Genomic DNA, 20,034 nt, shown 5'->3' with positions numbered 1-20,034 from the left:
AGCGAAGCTTTTATAAGTGTCGCAAAGCTTAGCGCTCGACTTTACGTACCAGCGAAACACCTCGTGACGGATGCAGGCTCACCGACGGTGTATCGGCTGAAGCCAGATAGCTGTGACGTAAGCGGAACGATTTATCCAGGCGACGCAAACATAACGTCAGTCGTACTGTCAGCCAGCGATAATCGGCTTTATCAGCGGTATGTACGACCACCGAAGCATCGTTATCCAGAATGGCCTGACAAACCGGCTCCAGGTCACCAGCAATGTTTCGATCCCGGTTGGCAACCATATCAGCAGATACCGGATAACTGGCGATGGAGACTGAATCTTCTTTAGCGGATTGCCATAAAGCCGTTGCGGCGCCCAACTCTGCTGCTGTTGCTTGCTTAGCAATTGGTACTGGTGCAACAACTGGGGCTGGCACTGATTTTTTGGCGACAGAGGTTTTAGGTGAAGAGGTTTTGGCAACGGAAGCTTTGCTTGCCGCAGCAGCGGCTGCCGCTTTTTTCGCTTTCGCTGCGGCTTCTTTTTCTGCCTTAGCTGCAGCTAAACGACGTTGACGCTCAACTTCTTCTTTGCGCTTTTTCTCCGCCTGCATACGCTTTTTCTCAGCCAGCGCTTCTTTTTTGGCCAGTTCCTGCTTGCGCTTAAGCTCGGCTTCTAAGCGGGCTTTTTCTTTTGCCAGCTCCTGTTCCAATTTTTTCTGACGAGCCAGTTCTTCTTTACTTGGGCCCGAGGCTTTTTTCGCAGGTTTAACGACTTTTTTACCACTTTTCGCCGCGCTATCCAGCTTCGCTTGAGCTTCTTCCAGACCCGGAGTCAGCGCAGCCACATACCAGACTTTGTCCAGGTATCCCTGAGCCTTACTTAACTGACCAGCATCCGTCGCTTTATTAGCAAGCGCAACGTACGCCTCCCCCCACTCATAGGTCAGTGGTACAACCCGGAAATCAAAAGGAGCCTGTTCGCGGAATGAGGTAATGCGCTCAAGTGCATTGTTACCAGCAGGACTGGAGAGACGCTGATTCTGAATATCAGCACGAATGGAAGTCAGCAGCTGATCAAGATCTTCGGTGGCAGCCTGACTTTGAAACCCTATCAGCAGGGCAGGCATCAACAGAATACGTTTTATAGCATGTATCATAATATAGGCGGCTTCAGTTATTATCGTTTTTAAATTTTCCCCATGGCTAAGCTGAAAACATTAGCCTTTATATGTCAAGTTTGATTGACCATTTACTGTCATTATTTCGGAGAAATCTTATGTGGTTGCGTTATGGCTCACTGTTGTTTGCCGTTCCCGGGCTGTTGTTGCTGGTGTTATACGGCCTGGAAATGTCAGCGGTGACCGATTGCCTGCAGCAGAGTGGCTCGTACAACTTTGAAACTCAAACCTGCTCGGAGCAACCCCAACCTCAGTCCACCTTTTATGCCCGCAACACGCTGATGGTCAACCTGATGCTGTTGCTATCATTGCTGGGCGCTCTGGCAATGACCTGGGGCATGCTGCTGAAAGGGATGACTCGTGCGGAATAGACCGAACCCATCAGCCACAACACTTTTTGAATTTTTTGCCGCTACCGCATAAGCAGGGGTCATTACGGCCTGGCTTAAGGGGTTCAAATTGTGCATTACCATCAAGGTAGTACCAAAGGCCATTCTCGCGAACGAAGTTGGACTCTTCCGCCAACTGCAGATATTCCCCCTGCTCCTGAAACGTCGCCACAAAACTGACCTTACCCTGTTCAGCGTTATCGGAGCTGGTCAAAACGTCCAGCTTTAACCATTGGGTATCCGGTTCTAACGTCAGGGTTTGCGGCCGGGTTTGCGGGTGCCAGGTGTGCTTGAGGTAATCCGCCAGCTCCAGTGCAAAAGCACTGTAGCGCGAACGCATCAATGCTTCTGGCGTGGGGGCAGCCTTACCCTGATGAAAAACCTGACAACATTGAGCGTACTGCGCTCCCGAGCAACACGGGCAAGGCATTGTTGAGGAATCAGCCCGCGCCATCACTTCACCGTCTGATCCGCATTAGCAACCAGTGACATTAACTCACCAATCGCACGGCTGAGTTTGTCGCTGCGCTCTGGGGTGCGGAACGCCTGAAGAATCTGTTCCCGCATGCCCGGTAAGGTCATCAGATCCGCTACCAGCGCACAGAAAACCTGTGCTCCCTGACCTTTTTCTGACTCTTCATTGTCGGCCAGCACTTCCAGGTATGCGAGTAATCGCTCACCGCTCAGATCTTGCCAACAACGACTTCCCAGTGCCGCCAGCACTTCAACCGAACGGCTCACCGGGTGCGCCAGAATCGCTTGCAGCAACAACTGGCGCTGCTGAATATTCACACTGCACGACAACGCCCGGGCAAAGGCGGCCAGGTCTCCGGCTTCCGGCCCAGAGGCCACCACCTGAGACAAGCAGTCATTCACGGCGACCGTCAGCTCATGGCCGGGTTGAACATTCTCCAGATAGCCAAGAATCACATTACGTGGCACCGCAGGCATCTGACCAATCGCCTGCGCCAATAGCGCTTCGTTGTTATCCTGACCGATGCGGGCAATCACTTCTGCCAACCCCTGCAACCCAAGCTGTTGCCAGTTGTCCCAACCCAGATCACCACTGAGGTAAGCACGGGTAGTGGAATAATACTGAGTCGCCGGCTGGCCTAAGGTCATCAGCGCAATTGCATGGAAGTAAGCCATACGACTCTGATCGGGTTTAAACGAGCAAGGCGCTTCACCATGCTCTTTATCCGGATCGGCAACCACCCGTAACCAATGCTCTAAGAAGGCATCACGCGGGCCCGGCTGCAGGATATTCTGTTCATCCAGTGGTAATTTCAGAAACCAGATATTGTGTTGTCCGGCCTGCTTAGGGTTCCAGCTGAGTACCCCAACCCAGGCGTGTTTCAGGTAAGGCACCGGATACGGTTTAGCCAGCTGTTCAAAATCAGCAAAGTCTTTTCTGGAGATTTTCTCAATGCGGCGACCGAGGTCAAAAATACGGATCTGTGCACCACTTTTTTCTACGAGCTGGCTAATTGTCACAAGCTTGCCTTTCTGTCATTCGCGAATTCAGGCAGCGATTCTATCAGACTCCTGCTACGGCGGGCAGGTTTCGAGCCTTCTGTCACCAATTACATAAGGTTACAGCCAGAATCAACCAAAGGCTTCTCGAACACCCCAGTCTTTCGATTTAATAAACCGAACACCCACCGGGTTATGCTGTAATATTTCATCAACAATGGTTTTATGCATATAAACCAGAGAAGTTTTTTCTTCCATTAAAAATATCAAACGCTCTTTCAAAGGAATTGAGCCCAACACTTCCTCATCCAATACAATTTTTTTGATTTGATATCGTCGTTACCCACGAACTTTATAATCAGATTTATTTTTATCCAAACATTTAATTTCCTTATAAGCATGCATAATTACATAATCATTATAACGCTGACCGTCATGATGAATATAAGCCGGAAACCACTGAACACCAGGCATATCTCGGCGTTGGGCAACGTCTTTAATCACTCGATAAGAGAATGTATATGGCAGACGATGAAAATCTACAATTTCAGGATTTTTGGGAACTGGTTGTCCTAAACGAATGGGAAATACATAACCATCTTGAATCAATGACCAGGGAGACGAAAACATCCCCGAACCTTTATTATCGCTGAGTATTTCCCAATCAACATCAATTAATGGATGATTTTCACTACCCTCACCACCGCGAGAAACAATATAATATTCGTCATCGTATTGACTGTGTTCAGTGGTCATATTTACTCCTAGCGTTCGATTTTTGAATCGAAACTTCACCCCTGAAAAAATTCACAATACAACAATCAACCAAAGGCTTCCCGAACACCCCAATCTTTCGATTTAATAAACCGAACACCCACCGGGTTATGCTGTAATATTTCATCAACAATGGTTTTATGCATATAAACCAGAGAAGTGCTTTCTTCCATTAAAAATATTAAACGCTCTTCTAAGGGAATGGCATCCAGTACTTTTTTATCCAGTACAATCTTTTTGATTTGATACCAATCTTCCCCACTAATTTTATAATCAGATTTTTCTTTATCCAAACACTCTATCTCCTTATAAGCATGCATAATCACATAGTCATTATAGCGCTGACCGTTATGATGAATATAAGCCGGAAACCATTGTACGCCTGGCATATCTCGACGTTGAGCAACGTCTTTAACAACCCGATAGGAGAATGTACGAGGAAGATCGTGATAATCCACAATTTCAATTTTTTTAGGCAAAGGTTCTCCTAATGAAATCGGGTATACATAGCCATCCTGAATTAACGGCCAGGATGCAGCAAACATTCCATCTCTTTTTGTTTCATTCAATATCTCATCATCAATATCGATCATGGCATATTTTCCATCTGCATATAGCAGGTAATATTCCTCATCGTATTGACTATATTCAATCGCCCGACCTTCCGGCTTTAGTCGATCCGAGATGGCATTAACGATATTTTTAATCATAAATATCTTCCTGAAAGACTCCAACAGTCAACATACAGCCTATGTCCTGAATACAAAAATCAACCAAAGGCTTCTCGAACACCCCAATCTTTCGACCTAATAAACCGAACACCCACCGGGTTATGCTGTAATATTTCATCAACAATGGTTTTATGCATATAAATTAAAGACGTTTTTTCCTTAAGCTTAAAAATCAAACGATTTTCCAAAGGTATAGCATCCAAAGACTCTTTATCTAAAATTATTTTTTTAAGCTGATATCGCTCCCCACGAAGTTTATACTCTGATTTTTCTTTGTCTAAGCACTCTATTTTGTTAAAAACATGCATAATCACATAATCATTATAACGCTGGCCGTCATGATGAATATAAGCCGGAAACCACTGAACACCAGGCATATCTCGACGCTGAGCAACATCTTTAATCACCCGATAAGAAAAGGTATAAGGACGACGATGAAAATCAGCCATTACAATTTTTTTAGGTAAAGGTTTTCCTAAACGAATGGGAAATACATAACCATCTTGAATCAATGGCCAGGGAGATGAAAACATCCCCGAACCTTTATTATCGCTGAGTATTTCCCAATCAACATCAATCAATGGATGGTTTTCACTACCTTCACCCCCGCGAGAAACAATATAATATTCGTCATCATATTGACTGTATTCAATGGTCATATGTAATCCTAGCGTTCGATTTTTGAATCGAAACTTCATCCCTGAAAAAATTCACAATACAACATTCAACCAAAGGCTTCTCGAACACCCCAGTCTTTCGATTTAATAAACCGAACACCCACTGGGTTATGCTGTAATATCTCATCAACAATGGTTTTATGCATATAGATCAGAGACGTTTTTTCCTTAAGCTTAAAGATCAACCGATGCTCCAAAGGAATAGCATCTAAAGATTTTTTATCTAAAATTATTTTTTTAAGCTGATATCGTTTACCCCGAAGTTTATATTCTGATTTTTCTTTATCTAAGCATTCTAATTTTTTAAAAACATGCATAATCACATAATTATTATAACGCTGGCCATTGTGATGAATATAAGCCGAAAACCACTGAACACCAGGCATATCACGGCGTTGGGCAACGTCTTTAATAACCCGGTAGGAGAATGTACGAGGAAGATCGTGATAATCCACAATTTCAATTTTTTTCGGCAATGGCTTTCCTAATGAAATCGGGTATACATAGCCATCCTGAATTAACGGCCAGGATGCAGCAAACATTCCATCCCTTTTTGTTTCACTCAATATCTCATCATCAATATCGATCATGGCATAATTTCCATCTGCATATAGCAGGTAATATTCCTCATCATATTGGCTATATTCAATGGTCATAATTACTCCTAGCGTTCGATTTTTTGAATCGAAATTTCATCCCTGAAAAAATTCACAATACAACAATCAACCAAAGGCTTCTCGAACACCCCAATCTTTCGACTTAATAAACCGAACACCCACCGGGTTATGCTGTAATATCTCATCAACAATGGTTTTATGCATATAAACCAGAGAAGTTTTTTCTGCCATTAAAAATATTAAGCGTTCTTCTAAGGGAATAGCATCAAGTACATTCTTATTGAGAACAATGCTTCTTAAATCAATGCTTCTTTTGGTCATTTGATCGAAGTTAGACTGACTTCTATCTAGGCACTCAATTTCTTTATAAACATGCATAATGACATAATCATTATAACGCTGTCCGTTATGATGAATATAAGCCGGAAACCACTGCACACCAGGCATGCCGTGACGCTGAGCAACATCTTTAATAACCCGATAAGAGAATGTACAGGGGAGGTCATGATAGTCTACTATTTCAATTTTCTCAGGTAGTGGTTCACTTAAAATAACTGGAAAGACATAACCATCTTGAATCAATTCCCAAGGGGAGGTAAACATTCCATCATTTTTTGTATCACTTAAAATATCATCATCCAAGTCTATCATTGGATAATCATCATCCGCATACACCAGGTAATATTCGTCATCATACTTACTATATTCAATGGTCATACTTACTCCTATTGTCCGATTTTTAATGTATTAAAGTTATTATAAAAAATATAATTATGCTTTCGTCCTCTGGAACATTCACTGTCTTTCAAGGCTGGCAAAGTATATTGATTCCCACAGCCTGAAGTGCTTTTTTTATCATAATCTCGGCCATCTTTAGTTAGCGTCCAATCAAAACCTGATAAGTATTTTAAAATAAGTTTGCTTCTTTTGTTTATTTCATCCAATATCTCATCAGGATCATCACAATATTCATTCTTTTTAATATTTTTTTCTATTTCCTCAAGTAACTTACGACATCCTTTGGTATACGCTATTTTTTTATTTTTATAATTAGCTTCTCCTTCATCATGATTTCCCAGATGTAAAGGAACTCCTAGCTGACACGCCATATCCATTCGACTGGGTAACATCACACCATTTTCTTTGCAGTTAATATCGTAACCACACATATTAAAGTAATCCGCCCAGCGTTTTTTCTGTACAGCCTCACTGGCAATAATATGATGTGCCGCCAGGGTGCTGTCTCCCTGAAACCAGGGGTGATAACTTTTGTGGTTCTTCTTCTTGCTGATATCTTCAGCATACAGCTCTTCTCCCAGAGCATTAACCACCCGATTACTGGGCCGAGCCAGTTTTTTACGCTGTAAATTGGCCATAATACGATTGCTTAACAATCCACTGTCGCCTTTATTGGGGCCTCCTTTGCGGCGGGTAGCGCGCTTCTCGGCATCGGCATGACATAACGGGCAGCGGCGGTTATAAGGTTTACCACAGGCAGGTCCACTGCTGTTAAACTGATAAGCACAGGTTTTCTGCTCTTTTTCTTCAACCTTTTCGTTTTTGGGCTTTTTAAACTGATGTTCAACCGTATTATTACCAGGCTTGGTAACAGCTCCGGTTTTATTCTCAAGCGTCAGTATTTTTTTATTTAACAGCTCTTCAACTTCTTTGAATTTTTTAGCAATTTTCGCCACTTTACCTGCTTGGCTGGCAATAACAGCCGTTCCTGCTGCGGCGCCCCCACCCGGCCCGGCGACTAAACCAACAGCGATAACAAAGCCCATACCACCACCACGGGCAACATCCACTTGTGGCATTGCATCATAATAACGTTGCGGTAAGTCGCGCAGCAGTTGTTTTATTTCCGGGTCGCGGGAGAGAGTTTCTATCCGGGTAAAAACCGTTTGTAGTTCTTCAAAATTTTCCAGCCCGTAAACATAGGCGTCGGTAATATTGGTATGTCCGTAGGCGTACAGCTCTTCGAGCTTTTCTTTCACCCGATTGATACGGCCACGCTTAATTACGTCTTCCGCTATCTCAAGTGCTTCATCAACCTCGGCAATAAACTGAACATACGATACAACTTGTTGTTGTACTTGTTCCCGAATGGCCTCTTTAATATCTTCTTCGGTAATGCCTTTCCATTCATCCAGCGCTACACGGGCATGATTAATCAAATCACCAGCCAGTTCACCAACATCCTGTGCCGTTGAGAAAAGCCCATCAAGAAAAGCGCCGGTCAGAATCAATCCCTGGGTGGCAAAATCTTCATCGGCTAAAGCCTGGTCAAGTTGCTGGCCTCGTTGTTCCAGTTCAGCAATATATTCATCAACCAGTGTTATCAGAGCTTGCTTAGCCGTTGCCAGTTCGGCATCCACTTCCGGATAGCCAAAAGTTATCTCTACTGGCCCGGGGGTCACGTCTGCAATAAACAGGTAGCCATCGTTTAACGTGCCGGTTTGCTCTTTTTTATCGGCGAACAGCACACTAAACGGTAAGTTCTTGATGCTGCTCACAGGGTCGTTCTTATACGCCACCTGAAGGCTCAGGTCATAACGTGGCGATGGCTGATTCACCGCAGGATCAGTGGCTTTAGGTGATGGCGCAGGTGTCAGACGATCATCAAACTCAATACCTCCTGACAAAAAGGTCCAGCTGATTTCATCGTAGATAAAGCTGAGCTTTTCCAGTGGCGACTGCTGATATTCCAGTCTTTCCGAAGCCGTGAAAGAATAAGTATCCACATCAAAAGAAAGCGATGTCAGCTGTACATTTTTCAGGGTTATCCGAAAGTACATCTCCGGGTCGCCGGTTTCCGGGCGAATCCGGTACCAATCAATCTGAGCTTGCTCAAACCGTTTCCCACAACATAAATGTTGATACAAAACCGGGCTGGAAACATCGAGCTGCTTAACAAATTCGATAGGGTGATGTATTCGCTTGCCACTGGGCAAGCCTTGAGGATTGGTGGGCAGCTTAACTGAATGAGCACTGCCCCAGATGCGAATCCATTCTTCATGTCCTTCAACATCGCATTCACCACGAACCAGATTACCTTGTTGATCCGTTAGCTTTAAATACCCGCACAATGCCATGCCTGTACTGTTCCCTCAGAGGCGAAAAAAAGGGGAGCCTATCAACAAATCCGGGGCAGTTCAATTTTTACCACACGCGTACAGACACCCTTTCCGGAGGCGATCTGATCACTCAGTACAAGATAAAAAATCAATGGAGTCTGATACACTGCGCTCAAGCAAGCTTACATACGAATAACCCACATACAAACATACGGGAGAAAGCTTATGGCGATTGTTTTTGCCATTTTGGCGGGCATGATTATTGGTGGCGGCCTGGTTGGCTGGCAATTAAGCCAACGCTGGAAAAGTCAGGTAGAAAGTGCCAAAGCCGATATGCAGCAGGTACTGGCTCAGCATCAGCAGGAACAGGAGGCAGCACAGGATCTGAAGCAAAAAGTTGCGGATCTGGAATATCAGTTAAATGAAGCCAACAAAGATCTGAATTTCTATCGTAATCAATAAATCGGCGCGCTATGCTGCTCTCATATAGCAACACCAAATATAACAACAATAACTCACCAAAGAGCATCTCATGACTACCGATACGTCTCGTATCAGCATCAGCGCCCACTATACGGGCTATGTCTGGTACAAACATGGTTTATCGGCACCGCCCTTCGCCACCCGCACCGGCCGGATCGCCAATGCAACGTTAACCCCTGTGAATGCGTTTTTACGCCGCGTTGCCGGGGCTGATATCGATGTTTTTTTATTACAGCGCCACTCGGTGATTGATTATCAACTGGAGCAACTGATTCAGAAAGAAGGGGTTGAACAGGTGCTGGAACTGGCCTGTGGCTTGTCGCCGCGTGGCTATCGTCTGAAACAAAAGTACCCGCAGCTGCATTATATCGAAGGGGATTTACCCGGTATGGCGCAGCGCAAACACAAACTGCTGCGTACTTTAGGCGTAGGGGCTGAGTCGCAGCATCAGGTGCTGGCCTGCAATATTCTTGAGCAACATGGCAGTCAGTCGATTCAGTCGCTGTTGCAACAATTTGATCCGGCGAAAAAAACCGCCATCGTGACCGAAGGGCTGGTGAATTACTTCGATCTGAACACCATCAAACAGGTGTGGGCCACCATGGCACAGGGGTTAAAACAGTTTCCTCGGGGCTATTACGTCACCGATTTATACCCGGATTTTGTTGAACATCCGTCCTATCGCTACGTTCAGCTGGCCCAGAAACTGGTGGGTTTTTTCACCCGTGGCCAATGGCCGCTGCACTATCGCAGCGATAGCGCCATTCAACAGGGCTTTCAACAGGATGGTTTTGCGCAGGTAGAAGTGCACGATCCGGCTTCGTTTTATCAGACACTGAATATGCCACGCGCCAAAACCCAGACACTGGTGCGGATTATCCGGGCTGCGGTTTAAGGCCAGGCTCGTTACTCATCAAAAGCGGCCAGCTGCAGGCTGGCGCGCTTTTGTTTCTTCAGTTTCATTTCCAGACGTTTTTCCAGATCACCACTATCTTCACCGGCCTGCCAGCTGACGGCTGCCGTTGCCAACTCAATTTCATTGACCGGCTTCCAGCTGTGGGTCTGCATATTGCGGCTGATACGTTCCATCAGCACGATCGCACCGTCTTCAGGACAATGGGGCAGAATTAATACAAACTTATCCTTCTCCAGACGAAACACTTCATCCGCGGCGCGAATCTGTTGTTGGGCACGTACCACAAAATTGGGTAACAGCTGCTGCATCACCCACTTTCCATGTAAATCGATCAGCTGCTGATAATCTTCAATCACCAGCCCAATTAACGACACACTCTGGCGTGTGGTTTCGCTGCGGGCAATCTCACGCTCCAGCGCATGTTGAAAATGCCGGGCATTGTAAGCACCACTTTCCGGATCGGTCAGCGCCATGCGCTTCAACGATTCCGACTTCAGTTGTGTCAGGTAAGCAAAACACCAGGCTGATACCACCAATAACAGATAATTGGTGCCGGTACGTAAACCAACCGCCGTTCCGGCATCCGTCCAGACGGTAATAATCACCGCCAGTGCCACCAGAAAGTTAAATAACGTCGCATGAATAATGGGTAAACAAAAATAACTGAATAATGGCACCGCATAGAGCGAGTGAATAATCAGCTGTGGATAATCCGGCAGCTGATACAAGGCAAGCAGAACCAATAATGAAATCAGTGGGTAATTAACCCAGGCATAGGTCTCACGATCGCGATTGATGTAAATAAAAATTGCACTGAATAATAACGCCGGGATCGCAATGGCGTTACTCAATACCAGCGGATATACCCCCTGATAATACTGATCGTACATCAGAATACTGACCGCCAGCGCGGCCAGAATATAGACAATAATCTGCAGTCGCGGCTGCAGTTGTTCCTGAGGAATATTATTCAGCATGAAGTGTCTCCATCACGCGCGCGACTAAGCTTTGGCTGTCATCATCCGGGCGATAATGCTCCTGATGCATCTGCATATCGTGCAACTCCTGATAGCGTGTGCTTTGCATCACCTGCTGAATCAGCGCCTGCAATTGCAAGGCTTCGTCCGCGCCACTGTGAGGCATCAGAATAATAAAATCATCGGTATTAAGACGATAACAGGAATCGTAGTTACGCAGGCTGTGACGCAGCTTTTTCCCCAGATAACTGAGGCGCTGTTCATAATCTTCTACTTTTAATTTGCGCCAGCTGACCGGGGTGGCAATGGCCAGCAACATCAGCTGGCTGCGCTGCCGGTCGGCGCGGGTCATTTCTTTATTTAAATCCAGAAATAGCTGATGTTCGTTATACACCTGAGTTAATGGATCGGTGTTGACGATCTCGGTCAGCCCCTGATTATTGCGTTCGTTGATCAGGGCATACATCACCGAGAACACGCAACAGGCAGAATACGTAAATAACATCTGCAAACGAATGTAGTTGTCGAACTGATGCAGCACCATCAGCACCAATACCAGGCTATAAATCAGGGCAATATAGTTCGCCACCCGGAACGGGAATAAAAAGTAGGTATAAATCGGAACAAAATAAATCCAGTGCACCACCTGGGAACTCAGCTTCATACCAAACAAAGTAAACAGCGTCAGCAGCCCAACCAGCACCCATTCCGGATACGGTGACGACCGCTTCTTGCGACGTACCAATAAGAAGCCGGCATAACTCACCAGCAGTAACGAGAACCCTCCGGCCACGGCGGCAAAAAACAGCTGCCCTTCGTACCAATCCAAAACCGTAATGACGGCTAAGCCAACCGCCGCCAGCAGGCAATAAACCACTTTTACCTGCTGCGCCATCAGGTCGTGAAACTGCGCTTTTTCCATAAACCCCGGATCCGTTTGTTATTCATTATCAGAACGATGCGTCGTAAGTGTAGTACAGACCCCAGTTAGTATATACTGCGCCCTTTTCTGCAACTGTCTGCTATTTGGTGTGATCGATGGATGTAACTGACTATATGAAATCTCTGGGTGAGCGTGCGCGCAAAGCATCACGCGCCATTGCCCGTGCTTCCAGCCAAGACAAAAACGCCGCCCTGCTGGCCATTGCCGATGCTATCAGCCAGCAACGAGAAACACTAAAAGCCGCCAACCAGCGCGATATGCAACGCGGCGAAGCGAATGGTCTGGACGCTGCCTTACTGGATCGTTTGCAGCTGAGCGACGCCACCATCGATACCATGATCGAAGGATTACAGCAGGTCGCGGCTCTGGCAGATCCCGTGGGTGAAATCACCGATCTGAAATACCGCCCAAGCGGTATTCAGGTGGGCAAAATGCGTGTACCTCTGGGTGTGATTGGCATCATTTATGAGAGCCGCCCGAACGTTACGATTGAAGCCGCCAGCCTGTGTTTAAAATCAGGCAATGCCGCCATCCTGCGTGGCGGCTCTGAAGCGATTGAAGCCAATCAGGCTCTGGCCAAATGCATCGCAGAAGGCCTGGCCGCCGCGGGCCTGCCAGCCGAAACCGTACAAGTGGTTGAAACCACCGACCGTGCCGCAGTGGGTGAATTAATCACCATGCCGGAATACGTCGATGTGATTGTGCCACGCGGTGGTAAAGGTCTGATCGAACGAATCAGCCGCGATGCCAAAGTTACGGTGATCAAACACCTGGACGGCATCTGTCATGTCTATATCGATCAGTTTGCTGACAAAACCAAAGCGGTGAACATTGCCATTAACGCCAAGACCCACCGTTATGGCACCTGCAACACCATGGAAACCCTGTTGGTACACAAAGCCATGGCGGCTGACGTGTTACCAGAACTGGCCAGCGCTTATGCTGAAATTGGTGTTGAACTGCGTGGTTGTGACGCCACCCGTGCCATTCTGACCGATGCCGTTGAAGCCACAGAAGAAGACTGGCACACCGAATATCTTGCCCCGATTCTGTCGATCAAGCTGGTCGATGATATGGATCAGGCGATTGATCACATCAATCATTACGGCTCGCACCATACCGACAGCATTATCAGCGAAAACTACACTTTAGCGCGTCGTTTTCTGACCGAAGTGGATTCCAGCTCAGTGATGATTAATGCCTCAACCCGGTTTGCGGATGGCTTTGAATACGGTTTAGGGGCTGAAATTGGTATCTCCACCGATAAGATTCATGCCCGTGGCCCGGTGGGTCTGGATGGTCTTACCTCGCAAAAGTACGTGGTACTTGGCAACGGTGAAGTGCGCAGTTAATGACGGCTACCAATCAGGAAGCGCTGGCCGTTTCTGAAGCGACTGGCCGCTGGGCGTTGTTCGGCGGCACCTTTGACCCGATTCATATTGGTCATTTACGTATTGCTGCACGGCTACGCGACTTGGGGTTTGATAAGGTTCTGCTGATTCCCAACCGTATCCCACCCCATCGGCCGCAACCTCAGGCCAGTGGTGAACAGCGATTACAGATGTTGTCATTAGCGTGCCGTGAACTGGATGGTGTCGAAGCCTGTGATATTGAACTGCTGCGCGATGATTACAGCTACAGTGCCATTACTGTGGCCGCCCTGAAAGCGCAGTTCCCAAAGGTCAGTTTTACCTGGGTGATGGGGCAGGACGCCTGGCAAGGCTTTGAACACTGGCACCAGCCACTGGAATTATTGGAGCAGGCTAACTTATTGGTCGTTAGCCGCCCGGGGCTGCAAAACACCAGTCATTGGCAGGAACAACAACTGGAATTACGCCAGCGTAGCATCAGCCAGTTGTTAGCCTCTGAATCCGGCACTATCTGCCTGCAAACCTTGCCAGAACTGGATATCTCGGCCTCTTACTTGCGTCGTGCTATCAAGCAGGGTCACAATATTCACTTTCTGGTGCCTGACGCGGTGCTGGATTTTCTTAATCAACAACAACTCTACCGATAGAGCCTTTACTGAAAAACAATGCAAACAGAGCAAATTAAATCGCTGGTGGTGGATGCACTGGACGACATGAAAGCCCAAAACATCACCGAACTGGATGTTCGTGGCCGTACTTCCGTCACCGACTGGATGATCATCGCGACCGGCACCTCAAATCGCCATGTCGCGGCAGTAGCCGGTAACGTTGAAGAAAAATCCAAACACGCTGGCCTGCGCCCCAATGGCACCGAAGGCCGCGCCGCTTCCGACTGGGTTCTGATCGACTTAGGTGATGTGGTTGTCCACGTTATGACCGATCAGTCACGTCACTTCTACGATCTGGAACGTCTGTGGGGCGAGCCAGAAGAAGATAACGAATAACACATGAAGCTAAGATTGCTGGCGGTAGGCACGAAGATGCCAGCCTGGGTGGAGCAGGGTTATCAGGAATACGCCAAACGTTTACCCAACGATTGTGCGCTGGAACTGGTGGAACTGGCTCCCGGCCACCGGGCAAAAAACACCTCCAAAGAAAAAGCCATGCAACAAGAGGCTGAAGCGCTGAAAAAGGCGATTCGCCCACAGGATCATGTGGTGGCACTGGACGTTAAAGGCAAGCCCTGGAGTACTGAGCAACTCGCCACCCAACTCAGCGACTGGCGCATGCAGGGCGGTGATGTCGCACTGCTGATTGGTGGCCCGGATGGTATGACACCGGAAGTGTTAGCGCTGGCTAAACAACGCTGGTCACTATCGAATCTGACCCTGCCCCACCCGCTGGTTCGGGTGCTGATGGCGGAACAACTTTACCGTGCCTGGAGTATTCTTCAGGGTCACCCTTACCATAAATAGCTAAGGCCGGTATATGTGGGAGCAGTCGTTCAGGGATAAATCAGCAGAAAGGTCATTATTCCGCTTCCGCGCCATCATTCTTGGCCTGGTGATTCTGCTGATGCTTGGTGGACTGGCCTGGCGTATGGCCTATCTGCAAATCGACCTGCACGAAAAATACCGCGACCTGTCCGAAAACAACCGCATTCAGTTGCGTCCAATCGCGCCCAACCGGGGGCTGATTTATGATCGCAATGGTGTCTTACTGGCAGAGAATATCCCCAGCTACAGCCTGACCCTGGTGCCCGAACGGGTTAAGGATCTGGAACAAACACTGGCTTTTCTTGATCAACTGATTGGTGTTTCAGAACGTCATCGGGAGCAGTTTGAGAAGCGACGTAAATTCCGCCGCCGCCCGTTTGAACCGGTGGTACTGCGACATAAATTAAGCGAAGCAGAAATTGCTCAGGTGCTGGTCAACCGTGCTTACCTGCCGGGGGTGGATGTTGAGGCTCAGCTGGTACGCCATTACCCACAGGGAGAGTCGTTTGCTCACGTGTTAGGTTACGTCGCCCGTATCAACCAGAAAGAGCAAAACAAACTGGATGCCGACCCGGATAAAAAACGCCAGTACAGCGCCACCCGCTTTATTGGCAAGCTGGGGGTCGAAAAACAATACGAGCAGGATTTACACGGTCAGGTGGGTTATCAAAAAGTTGAGACCAACGCCCGTGGCCGTATTTTGCGCATCATTGAACAAACCGACCCCATCCCGGGTGACGATATCACCCTGCACCTTGATGCCCGTTTACAGAAACTGGCCGAAAAAGAGCTGCAAGGTCGCCGCGGGGCGCTGGTTGCCATCGACGTTGCCAGTGGCGGTATTCTCAGCCTGTACAGTAACCCCAGCTTTGATCCGAACCTGTTTGTCACTGGTATTTCCCACAAAGATTATTCCGCTCTGCGTGATAACCCGGATCTGCCACTATTTGACCGTACCCGTCGTGGCCAATACCCACCCGCTTCCACCTTAAAACCGTTTCTCGGTCTGGCGATGTTAAATGCCGGTACTACCAACTGGAGCGAAGAAATCAACGATCCCGGCTGGTATCAGCTACCAAACGACGAGCGCGTCTACCGCGACTGGAAGCGTAAAGGTCACGGCATGGTTGATATGCAGGATGCCATTATTGAATCCTGTGATACCTACTTCTATGAAATTGCGGTGCGCACCGGGGTTGATGCTATTTCACCGTTTTTGGGTCAGTTTGGCTTTGGCAATAACGCCACGCTGGATGTGAATAACGCGCTGCGCGGTATTCTGCCCAGCCGTGAGTGGAAGAAAAAGCGCGCCAAAACGTTCTGGTACGCTGGCGACACCGTTAACCTTGGCATTGGTCAGGGCTATATGCTGGCAACCCCGATTCAGTTAGCGACGGCCACCTCGGTATTAGCCAACCGCGGCAAGTGGGTCACTCCACGACTGATTTATGCCCACAATGATACGCTCGATCAGGTGCCCCACCCGGACACCCCCGATATTGAACTGAAAAACCCACAAGACTGGGACAAGATGTTTACCGCCATGCAAAAGGTGATCACCGGCACCCACGGTACCGCACGACGCCTGTTGAGCAATCTGAAATACCCGATTGCCGGTAAAACCGGTACCGCTCAGGTGGTTGGTATCAAGCAGAATGAAGAATATGACTCCGAAGCGCTGAAAGAACGCCTGCGCGATCACGCTCTGTTTATTGCGTTTGCCCCCATCGAGCAGCCCGCCATTGCCGTCGCGGTGGTGGTTGAAAATGGCGAGTCAGCCGGTAAAACCGCAGCACCGATTGCACAGCGTATTATCAACGAATATCTGGGAGGCGCAGAAGGCTGATGGCCGGTACCGATTTTTCCCGCACCATGTCTGAAGCCAACCCACAACATGGTTTCAGTCGCAGCCGTGCCTGGTTTGCCAGTATTCACGTTGATTTGATTTTATTGCTGCTGTTGCTGGCACTGACAGCTGCTGGCTTATTGCTGCTGTACAGCGCCAGTGGTCAGCACTGGGGCATGATCAAACGTCAGGCCATTCATTATGGTATTGGTTTTGTTGCCCTGTTTGTTGCGGCCCAGATTCCCCCCCGCATTTATCAACGCCTGGCTCCCTGGGCTTATACCGCCGGCTTGGTTGCCCTGATTGGGGTACTGGTGGCGGGCGTTGGTGCTAAAGGGGCACAACGCTGGCTGGAGCTGCCGGGGTTACCCCGCTTTCAGCCATCGGAACTGGTTAAACTGGCGCTGCCCTTAACCGTTGCCTGGTATATGGCAAAACGCCCGGTTCCACCGAAGTTTATCGACCTGATCAAAGCGCTGGCGATTGTTGCCTTACCGACGGTATTAATTCTGAAACAACCCGATTTAGGCACCTCGATCCTGATCAGTGCCTCGGGCTTACTGGTACTGTTTTTTGCCGGTATGCCTTGGTGGCTGATTTTCTCAATGGTCGGTCTGGTCGCCGCTTGTGCACCGCTGATGTGGTTCTTTGTGATGCGTGAATACCAGAAACAACGGGTACTGACGTTTCTGAATCCGGAGAGTGACCCACTGGGATCGGGCTGGAATATCATCCAATCGAAAACCGCCATTGGTTCCGGCGGCATTGATGGCAAAGGTTTTATGCAGGGCACTCAGTCACAGCTGGAGTTCCTGCCGGAAAGTCATACCGATTTTATTATTGCCGTATTGGCAGAAGAATTAGGCCTGATTGGGGTACTGGCCCTGCTCACCCTGTATTTCTTAATAATTATGCGCTGTCTGATGTTGTCGGTACGTTGCGAAACCTTATTCGGGCGTTTGTTATCCGGCAGTCTGGCGGTCACCTTTTTTATCTATGTGTTCGTAAATATTGGTATGGTCAGTGGCATCTTGCCAGTCGTCGGCGTACCCTTGCCTTTAATCAGTTATGGCGGCACGTCGGTTGTCAGTTTATTAGCCGCCTTCGGTATTCTGATGTCGATGAGTACCCACAGCAAAAAATAAGGATCCGTTTTTTATGATGCGTTTGTCACGCCTCGCAGGAATTGCCAGCAGTGTTTTAACTTTATGGGGATTAGCCACCAGCCCGGTTCTGGCGGCTTATGATCAGCATCCCCGTTTTAATGAATTCAGTCAGGAGCTGGAAGCGGAATATCAGATTCCTGCCAGCGAAGCACAAAAGTGGTTATCCCAGTCGAAAAAACTGGATTCGGTATTAGAAACCATTCAGCGTCCGGCCGAAAAAAGCAAAGAGTGGCATGAGTACCGCCAGATATTTCTCACCAGCAAGCGTATTGAGCAAGGCAAAGACTTCCTTAAGAAATACGATGACCTGCTGACCGAAGCACAACAAAAGTACGGCGTTAAAAAAGAAATCATCGCCGCCATTATTGGTGTGGAAACCTTTTATGGTCAGCGTCAGGGCCGTTACCGGGTACTGGATTCACTGGCGACACTGGCCTTTGATTACCCCAAACGACCATTATTCTGGCGTGAATTAAAAGCTTTCTTTGCGTTAGCTGAAAAAGAGCAACTCGACCCTGCTGTGATTAAAGGTTCGTATGCCGGTGCCATGGGTTATGGCCAGTTTATTCCCACCAGTTACCTTAGCTATGCCGTTGATGGTGATGGTGATGGCAAACGCGATTTATGGAACAACCCGGCGGATGCCATTCACAGCGTTGCCAACTACTTTAAACGCCACGGCTGGCGTGACGGCGAGCCGGTGACTCAGCGTGTGCGGGTTGGTGGAGATCAATACCAACAAGCGGTTAATGACCGCCGTAAGCCAAAGTGGACAGCCGGTGAACTGAAAGCGTTAGGCGTCACGCCGACCCAAGCAATCAGCGACGACAAGCCCGCGACCCTGATCCGGTTAGAAGGAAAACACGGAGCTGAATTCTGGCTTGGTGAATACAACTTCTATGTGATCACCCGTTATAACCACAGCCGTATGTACGCGATGGCGGTGTATCAGCTCAGTGAAGAACTGGCAAAATAATATGCGCGACCGTAGTATTTTTTCCCGGTCGGTCATTTCGGTACCGACCTTTTTTCTGATAGCCAGCGCTCTGCTGGCTGGTTGTACCCCATCCCGTTATCAACACGCTCAGGATTTCACACCGGCTCCCATCGCTGATATTGAGAAATTACAGGAGCCTGTTCCCAGAGCCGAAGCCAAAAGTGTGATGGGGAATCCAAAACGCTATACCGTGCTGGGTAAAGAATATCAGGTAATGAGCAGCGCTGATGGTTATCGCGCCCGGGGGATTGCCTCCTGGTATGGCATGAAGTTTCATGGTCATCAGACCTCAAACGGTGAAATCTACGATGTGTATCAGTTCACCGCAGCTCACAAAACCCTGCCATTACCCAGCTATGTGCGCGTTACCCGGCTCGACAATCAAAAATCGGTCGTGGTACGGGTTAATGATCGTGGTCCTTTTCACGAAGGACGAATCATCGACTTATCGTACGCCGCCGCAGTTAAGCTCGGTATTCAGAAACAAGGCACGGCTGAAGTTCAGGTGGATGTGATTCATCCGCCGATCAATAAGTCCGAGCGCTGGGTTCAGGTTGGCGCGCTGTCCGACCCTTCCGCCGCGCAAAAGCTGCAGCAACAGTTATCTGCAGAGCTGGGAGCAAGCACTAAGGTCAGCATCAAAACGGTTCAGCAGTCGCAACAATTAACACTGCATAAGGTACGGATTGGCCCGGTTGAAGAAGGTGAACCGTTACAGACATTATTGCAACAGTTACAAGCACTGAACATCAATCAGCCGTTACTGCTGGGCCGTCATCAGCTCTGAAGCCATACCAAAACGAACAAAAAAAGGGGCCATAACCACAAGGATTAGGCCCAGAGGCAAGGTACTCACTCAGAGAGTAAGATGCTCAGCGCAGAAAAGGAAACTCATCACCTGGGATATAACCACCTCAGATATCACAGCCCCAGATGT

General features: G+C 48.1%; 23 protein-coding genes. 11 read left to right on the top strand and 12 right to left on the bottom strand.

The genetic code is table 11. The features are described from left to right. Positions 1 to 28: 28 nt before the first annotated feature. Positions 29 to 1,144 (bottom strand): hypothetical protein, encoded by a 1,116-nt coding sequence (locus ACO05E_RS10875; RefSeq protein ID WP_419812958.1) that lies wholly within the window; start codon positions 1,142 to 1,144, stop codon positions 29 to 31. A 119-nt stretch (positions 1,145 to 1,263) separates the two neighbouring features. Here ACO05E_RS10875 and ACO05E_RS10870 point away from each other — a divergent pair, with 119 nt between their 5' ends. Continuing rightward, a complete protein-coding gene (locus ACO05E_RS10870) occupies positions 1,264 to 1,536 on the top strand; it encodes a hypothetical protein (RefSeq protein ID WP_419812957.1) in 273 nt (90 codons plus the stop codon). Positions 1,537 to 1,546: 10 nt separating this feature from the next. On the opposite strand, the gene ACO05E_RS10865 is transcribed toward ACO05E_RS10870, so the two are convergent. From ACO05E_RS10865 to tssD, 9 genes are all read right to left on the bottom strand, one after another. Next, the gene (locus ACO05E_RS10865; RefSeq protein ID WP_419813682.1) at positions 1,547 to 1,984 is read right to left on the bottom strand and encodes a YchJ family protein; all 438 of its coding nucleotides are present in this window, start codon (positions 1,982 to 1,984) and stop codon (positions 1,547 to 1,549) included. 23 nt (positions 1,985 to 2,007) lie between these two features. Next, positions 2,008 to 3,048, bottom strand: a complete 1,041-nt coding sequence (locus tag ACO05E_RS10860) for a DUF3549 family protein (RefSeq protein ID WP_419812956.1) — start codon at positions 3,046 to 3,048, stop codon at positions 2,008 to 2,010. Positions 3,049 to 3,159: 111 nt separating this feature from the next. After that, positions 3,160 to 3,285, bottom strand: a complete 126-nt coding sequence (locus ACO05E_RS10855; protein ID WP_419812955.1) for a hypothetical protein — start codon at positions 3,283 to 3,285, stop codon at positions 3,160 to 3,162. 81 nt (positions 3,286 to 3,366) lie between these two features. Next, positions 3,367 to 3,783 carry a hypothetical protein gene (locus ACO05E_RS10850; protein ID WP_419812954.1) on the bottom strand — a complete coding sequence of 139 codons (417 nt, stop codon included), beginning with the start codon at positions 3,781 to 3,783 and terminating at the stop codon, positions 3,367 to 3,369. A gap of 65 nt (positions 3,784 to 3,848) precedes the next feature. Further along, positions 3,849 to 4,511, bottom strand: coding sequence for an imm11 family protein (locus tag ACO05E_RS10845; protein WP_419812953.1), 663 nt, complete (start codon positions 4,509 to 4,511; stop codon positions 3,849 to 3,851). 59 nt (positions 4,512 to 4,570) lie between these two features. Next, positions 4,571 to 5,191: an imm11 family protein gene (locus ACO05E_RS10840; protein WP_419812952.1), complete on the bottom strand. Its 621-nt coding sequence runs from the start codon at positions 5,189 to 5,191 to the stop codon at positions 4,571 to 4,573. 65 nt (positions 5,192 to 5,256) lie between these two features. Continuing rightward, positions 5,257 to 5,865, bottom strand: coding sequence for an imm11 family protein (locus tag ACO05E_RS10835; RefSeq protein ID WP_419812951.1), 609 nt, complete (start codon positions 5,863 to 5,865; stop codon positions 5,257 to 5,259). A gap of 66 nt (positions 5,866 to 5,931) precedes the next feature. Continuing rightward, positions 5,932 to 6,543, bottom strand: coding sequence for an imm11 family protein (locus ACO05E_RS10830; protein ID WP_419812950.1), 612 nt, complete (start codon positions 6,541 to 6,543; stop codon positions 5,932 to 5,934). A gap of 8 nt (positions 6,544 to 6,551) precedes the next feature. Further along, on the bottom strand, positions 6,552 to 8,921 hold the full coding sequence (gene tssD, locus ACO05E_RS10825) for a type VI secretion system tube protein TssD (RefSeq protein ID WP_419812949.1): 2,370 nt from the start codon (positions 8,919 to 8,921) through the stop codon (positions 6,552 to 6,554). A 207-nt stretch (positions 8,922 to 9,128) separates the two neighbouring features. Between tssD and ACO05E_RS10820 the strand changes: the two genes are divergently transcribed. Further along, positions 9,129 to 9,365, top strand: coding sequence for a hypothetical protein (locus tag ACO05E_RS10820; protein WP_419812948.1), 237 nt, complete (start codon positions 9,129 to 9,131; stop codon positions 9,363 to 9,365). 70 nt (positions 9,366 to 9,435) lie between these two features. Beyond that, a complete protein-coding gene (locus ACO05E_RS10815) occupies positions 9,436 to 10,281 on the top strand; it encodes a class I SAM-dependent methyltransferase (RefSeq protein ID WP_419812947.1) in 846 nt (281 codons plus the stop codon). An 11-nt stretch (positions 10,282 to 10,292) separates the two neighbouring features. On the opposite strand, the gene ACO05E_RS10810 is transcribed toward ACO05E_RS10815, so the two are convergent. Both ACO05E_RS10810 and ACO05E_RS10805 read right to left on the bottom strand, forming a co-directional pair. Continuing rightward, entirely contained in the window at positions 10,293 to 11,279 is a 987-nt protein-coding gene (locus tag ACO05E_RS10810; RefSeq protein ID WP_419812946.1) for a GGDEF domain-containing protein, read from the bottom strand. Continuing rightward, positions 11,269 to 12,201, bottom strand: a complete 933-nt coding sequence (locus ACO05E_RS10805) for a diguanylate cyclase domain-containing protein (RefSeq protein WP_419812945.1) — start codon at positions 12,199 to 12,201, stop codon at positions 11,269 to 11,271. The genes ACO05E_RS10810 and ACO05E_RS10805 overlap by 11 nt, the downstream gene beginning before the upstream one ends. A gap of 116 nt (positions 12,202 to 12,317) precedes the next feature. Here ACO05E_RS10805 and ACO05E_RS10800 point away from each other — a divergent pair, with 116 nt between their 5' ends. Genes ACO05E_RS10800 through ACO05E_RS10765 form a run of 8 tightly spaced genes read left to right on the top strand, consistent with a single transcriptional unit; the run spans position 12,318 to position 19,884 of the window. Next, complete coding sequence (locus tag ACO05E_RS10800) at positions 12,318 to 13,574, top strand: glutamate-5-semialdehyde dehydrogenase (RefSeq protein WP_419812944.1); 1,257 nt, start codon at positions 12,318 to 12,320, stop codon at positions 13,572 to 13,574. After that, positions 13,574 to 14,239, top strand: coding sequence for a nicotinate-nucleotide adenylyltransferase (gene nadD, locus ACO05E_RS10795; RefSeq protein WP_419812943.1), 666 nt, complete (start codon positions 13,574 to 13,576; stop codon positions 14,237 to 14,239). The genes ACO05E_RS10800 and nadD overlap by 1 nt, the downstream gene beginning before the upstream one ends. Before the next feature lie 18 nt (positions 14,240 to 14,257). Next, complete coding sequence (gene rsfS, locus ACO05E_RS10790; RefSeq protein WP_419812942.1) at positions 14,258 to 14,596, top strand: ribosome silencing factor; 339 nt, start codon at positions 14,258 to 14,260, stop codon at positions 14,594 to 14,596. A 3-nt stretch (positions 14,597 to 14,599) separates the two neighbouring features. After that, positions 14,600 to 15,067 carry a 23S rRNA (pseudouridine(1915)-N(3))-methyltransferase RlmH gene (rlmH, locus tag ACO05E_RS10785; RefSeq protein WP_419812941.1) on the top strand — a complete coding sequence of 156 codons (468 nt, stop codon included), beginning with the start codon at positions 14,600 to 14,602 and terminating at the stop codon, positions 15,065 to 15,067. Between the two features lie 13 nt (positions 15,068 to 15,080). Beyond that, positions 15,081 to 16,934 carry a penicillin-binding protein 2 gene (gene mrdA, locus ACO05E_RS10780; RefSeq protein ID WP_419812940.1) on the top strand — a complete coding sequence of 618 codons (1,854 nt, stop codon included), beginning with the start codon at positions 15,081 to 15,083 and terminating at the stop codon, positions 16,932 to 16,934. Continuing rightward, positions 16,934 to 18,079 (top strand): rod shape-determining protein RodA, encoded by a 1,146-nt coding sequence (gene rodA / locus ACO05E_RS10775; protein WP_419812939.1) that lies wholly within the window; start codon positions 16,934 to 16,936, stop codon positions 18,077 to 18,079. Before mrdA ends, rodA begins: the two co-directional genes overlap by 1 nt. A gap of 13 nt (positions 18,080 to 18,092) precedes the next feature. Further along, positions 18,093 to 19,076: a lytic murein transglycosylase B gene (gene mltB / locus ACO05E_RS10770; protein ID WP_419812938.1), complete on the top strand. Its 984-nt coding sequence runs from the start codon at positions 18,093 to 18,095 to the stop codon at positions 19,074 to 19,076. 1 nt (position 19,077) lies between these two features. Continuing rightward, complete coding sequence (locus ACO05E_RS10765) at positions 19,078 to 19,884, top strand: septal ring lytic transglycosylase RlpA family protein (protein ID WP_419812937.1); 807 nt, start codon at positions 19,078 to 19,080, stop codon at positions 19,882 to 19,884. Positions 19,885 to 20,034: the final 150 nt, after the last annotated feature.

This window comes from Bacterioplanoides sp. (genome assembly GCF_965226395.1).
Taxonomy (GTDB): Bacteria; Pseudomonadota; Gammaproteobacteria; order Pseudomonadales; family Oceanobacteraceae; genus Bacterioplanoides.
Note: the sequence above shows the minus strand (reverse complement) of the source record. Positions and strands in the feature narration are given on the sequence as shown.

Coding starts and splice junctions, on each gene's coding strand:
- ACO05E_RS10875 (WP_419812958.1), bottom strand. CDS start 1,144: ATGATACATGCTATAAAACGTATTCTGTTGATGCCTGCCCTGCTGATA.
- ACO05E_RS10870 (WP_419812957.1), top strand. CDS start 1,264: ATGTGGTTGCGTTATGGCTCACTGTTGTTTGCCGTTCCCGGGCTGTTG.
- ACO05E_RS10865 (WP_419813682.1), bottom strand. CDS start 1,984: ATGCCTTGCCCGTGTTGCTCGGGAGCGCAGTACGCTCAATGTTGTCAG.
- ACO05E_RS10855 (WP_419812955.1), bottom strand. CDS start 3,285: ATGGAAGAAAAAACTTCTCTGGTTTATATGCATAAAACCATTGTTGAT.
- ACO05E_RS10850 (WP_419812954.1), bottom strand. CDS start 3,783: ATGACCACTGAACACAGTCAATACGATGACGAATATTATATTGTTTCT.
- ACO05E_RS10845 (WP_419812953.1), bottom strand. CDS start 4,511: ATGATTAAAAATATCGTTAATGCCATCTCGGATCGACTAAAGCCGGAA.
- ACO05E_RS10840 (WP_419812952.1), bottom strand. CDS start 5,191: ATGACCATTGAATACAGTCAATATGATGACGAATATTATATTGTTTCT.
- ACO05E_RS10835 (WP_419812951.1), bottom strand. CDS start 5,865: ATGACCATTGAATATAGCCAATATGATGAGGAATATTACCTGCTATAT.
- ACO05E_RS10830 (WP_419812950.1), bottom strand. CDS start 6,543: ATGACCATTGAATATAGTAAGTATGATGACGAATATTACCTGGTGTAT.
- tssD (WP_419812949.1), bottom strand. CDS start 8,921: ATGGCATTGTGCGGGTATTTAAAGCTAACGGATCAACAAGGTAATCTG.
- ACO05E_RS10820 (WP_419812948.1), top strand. CDS start 9,129: ATGGCGATTGTTTTTGCCATTTTGGCGGGCATGATTATTGGTGGCGGC.
- ACO05E_RS10815 (WP_419812947.1), top strand. CDS start 9,436: ATGACTACCGATACGTCTCGTATCAGCATCAGCGCCCACTATACGGGC.
- ACO05E_RS10810 (WP_419812946.1), bottom strand. CDS start 11,279: ATGCTGAATAATATTCCTCAGGAACAACTGCAGCCGCGACTGCAGATT.
- ACO05E_RS10805 (WP_419812945.1), bottom strand. CDS start 12,201: ATGGAAAAAGCGCAGTTTCACGACCTGATGGCGCAGCAGGTAAAAGTG.
- ACO05E_RS10800 (WP_419812944.1), top strand. CDS start 12,318: ATGGATGTAACTGACTATATGAAATCTCTGGGTGAGCGTGCGCGCAAA.
- nadD (WP_419812943.1), top strand. CDS start 13,574: ATGACGGCTACCAATCAGGAAGCGCTGGCCGTTTCTGAAGCGACTGGC.
- rsfS (WP_419812942.1), top strand. CDS start 14,258: ATGCAAACAGAGCAAATTAAATCGCTGGTGGTGGATGCACTGGACGAC.
- rlmH (WP_419812941.1), top strand. CDS start 14,600: ATGAAGCTAAGATTGCTGGCGGTAGGCACGAAGATGCCAGCCTGGGTG.
- mrdA (WP_419812940.1), top strand. CDS start 15,081: ATGTGGGAGCAGTCGTTCAGGGATAAATCAGCAGAAAGGTCATTATTC.
- rodA (WP_419812939.1), top strand. CDS start 16,934: ATGGCCGGTACCGATTTTTCCCGCACCATGTCTGAAGCCAACCCACAA.
- mltB (WP_419812938.1), top strand. CDS start 18,093: ATGATGCGTTTGTCACGCCTCGCAGGAATTGCCAGCAGTGTTTTAACT.
- ACO05E_RS10765 (WP_419812937.1), top strand. CDS start 19,078: ATGCGCGACCGTAGTATTTTTTCCCGGTCGGTCATTTCGGTACCGACC.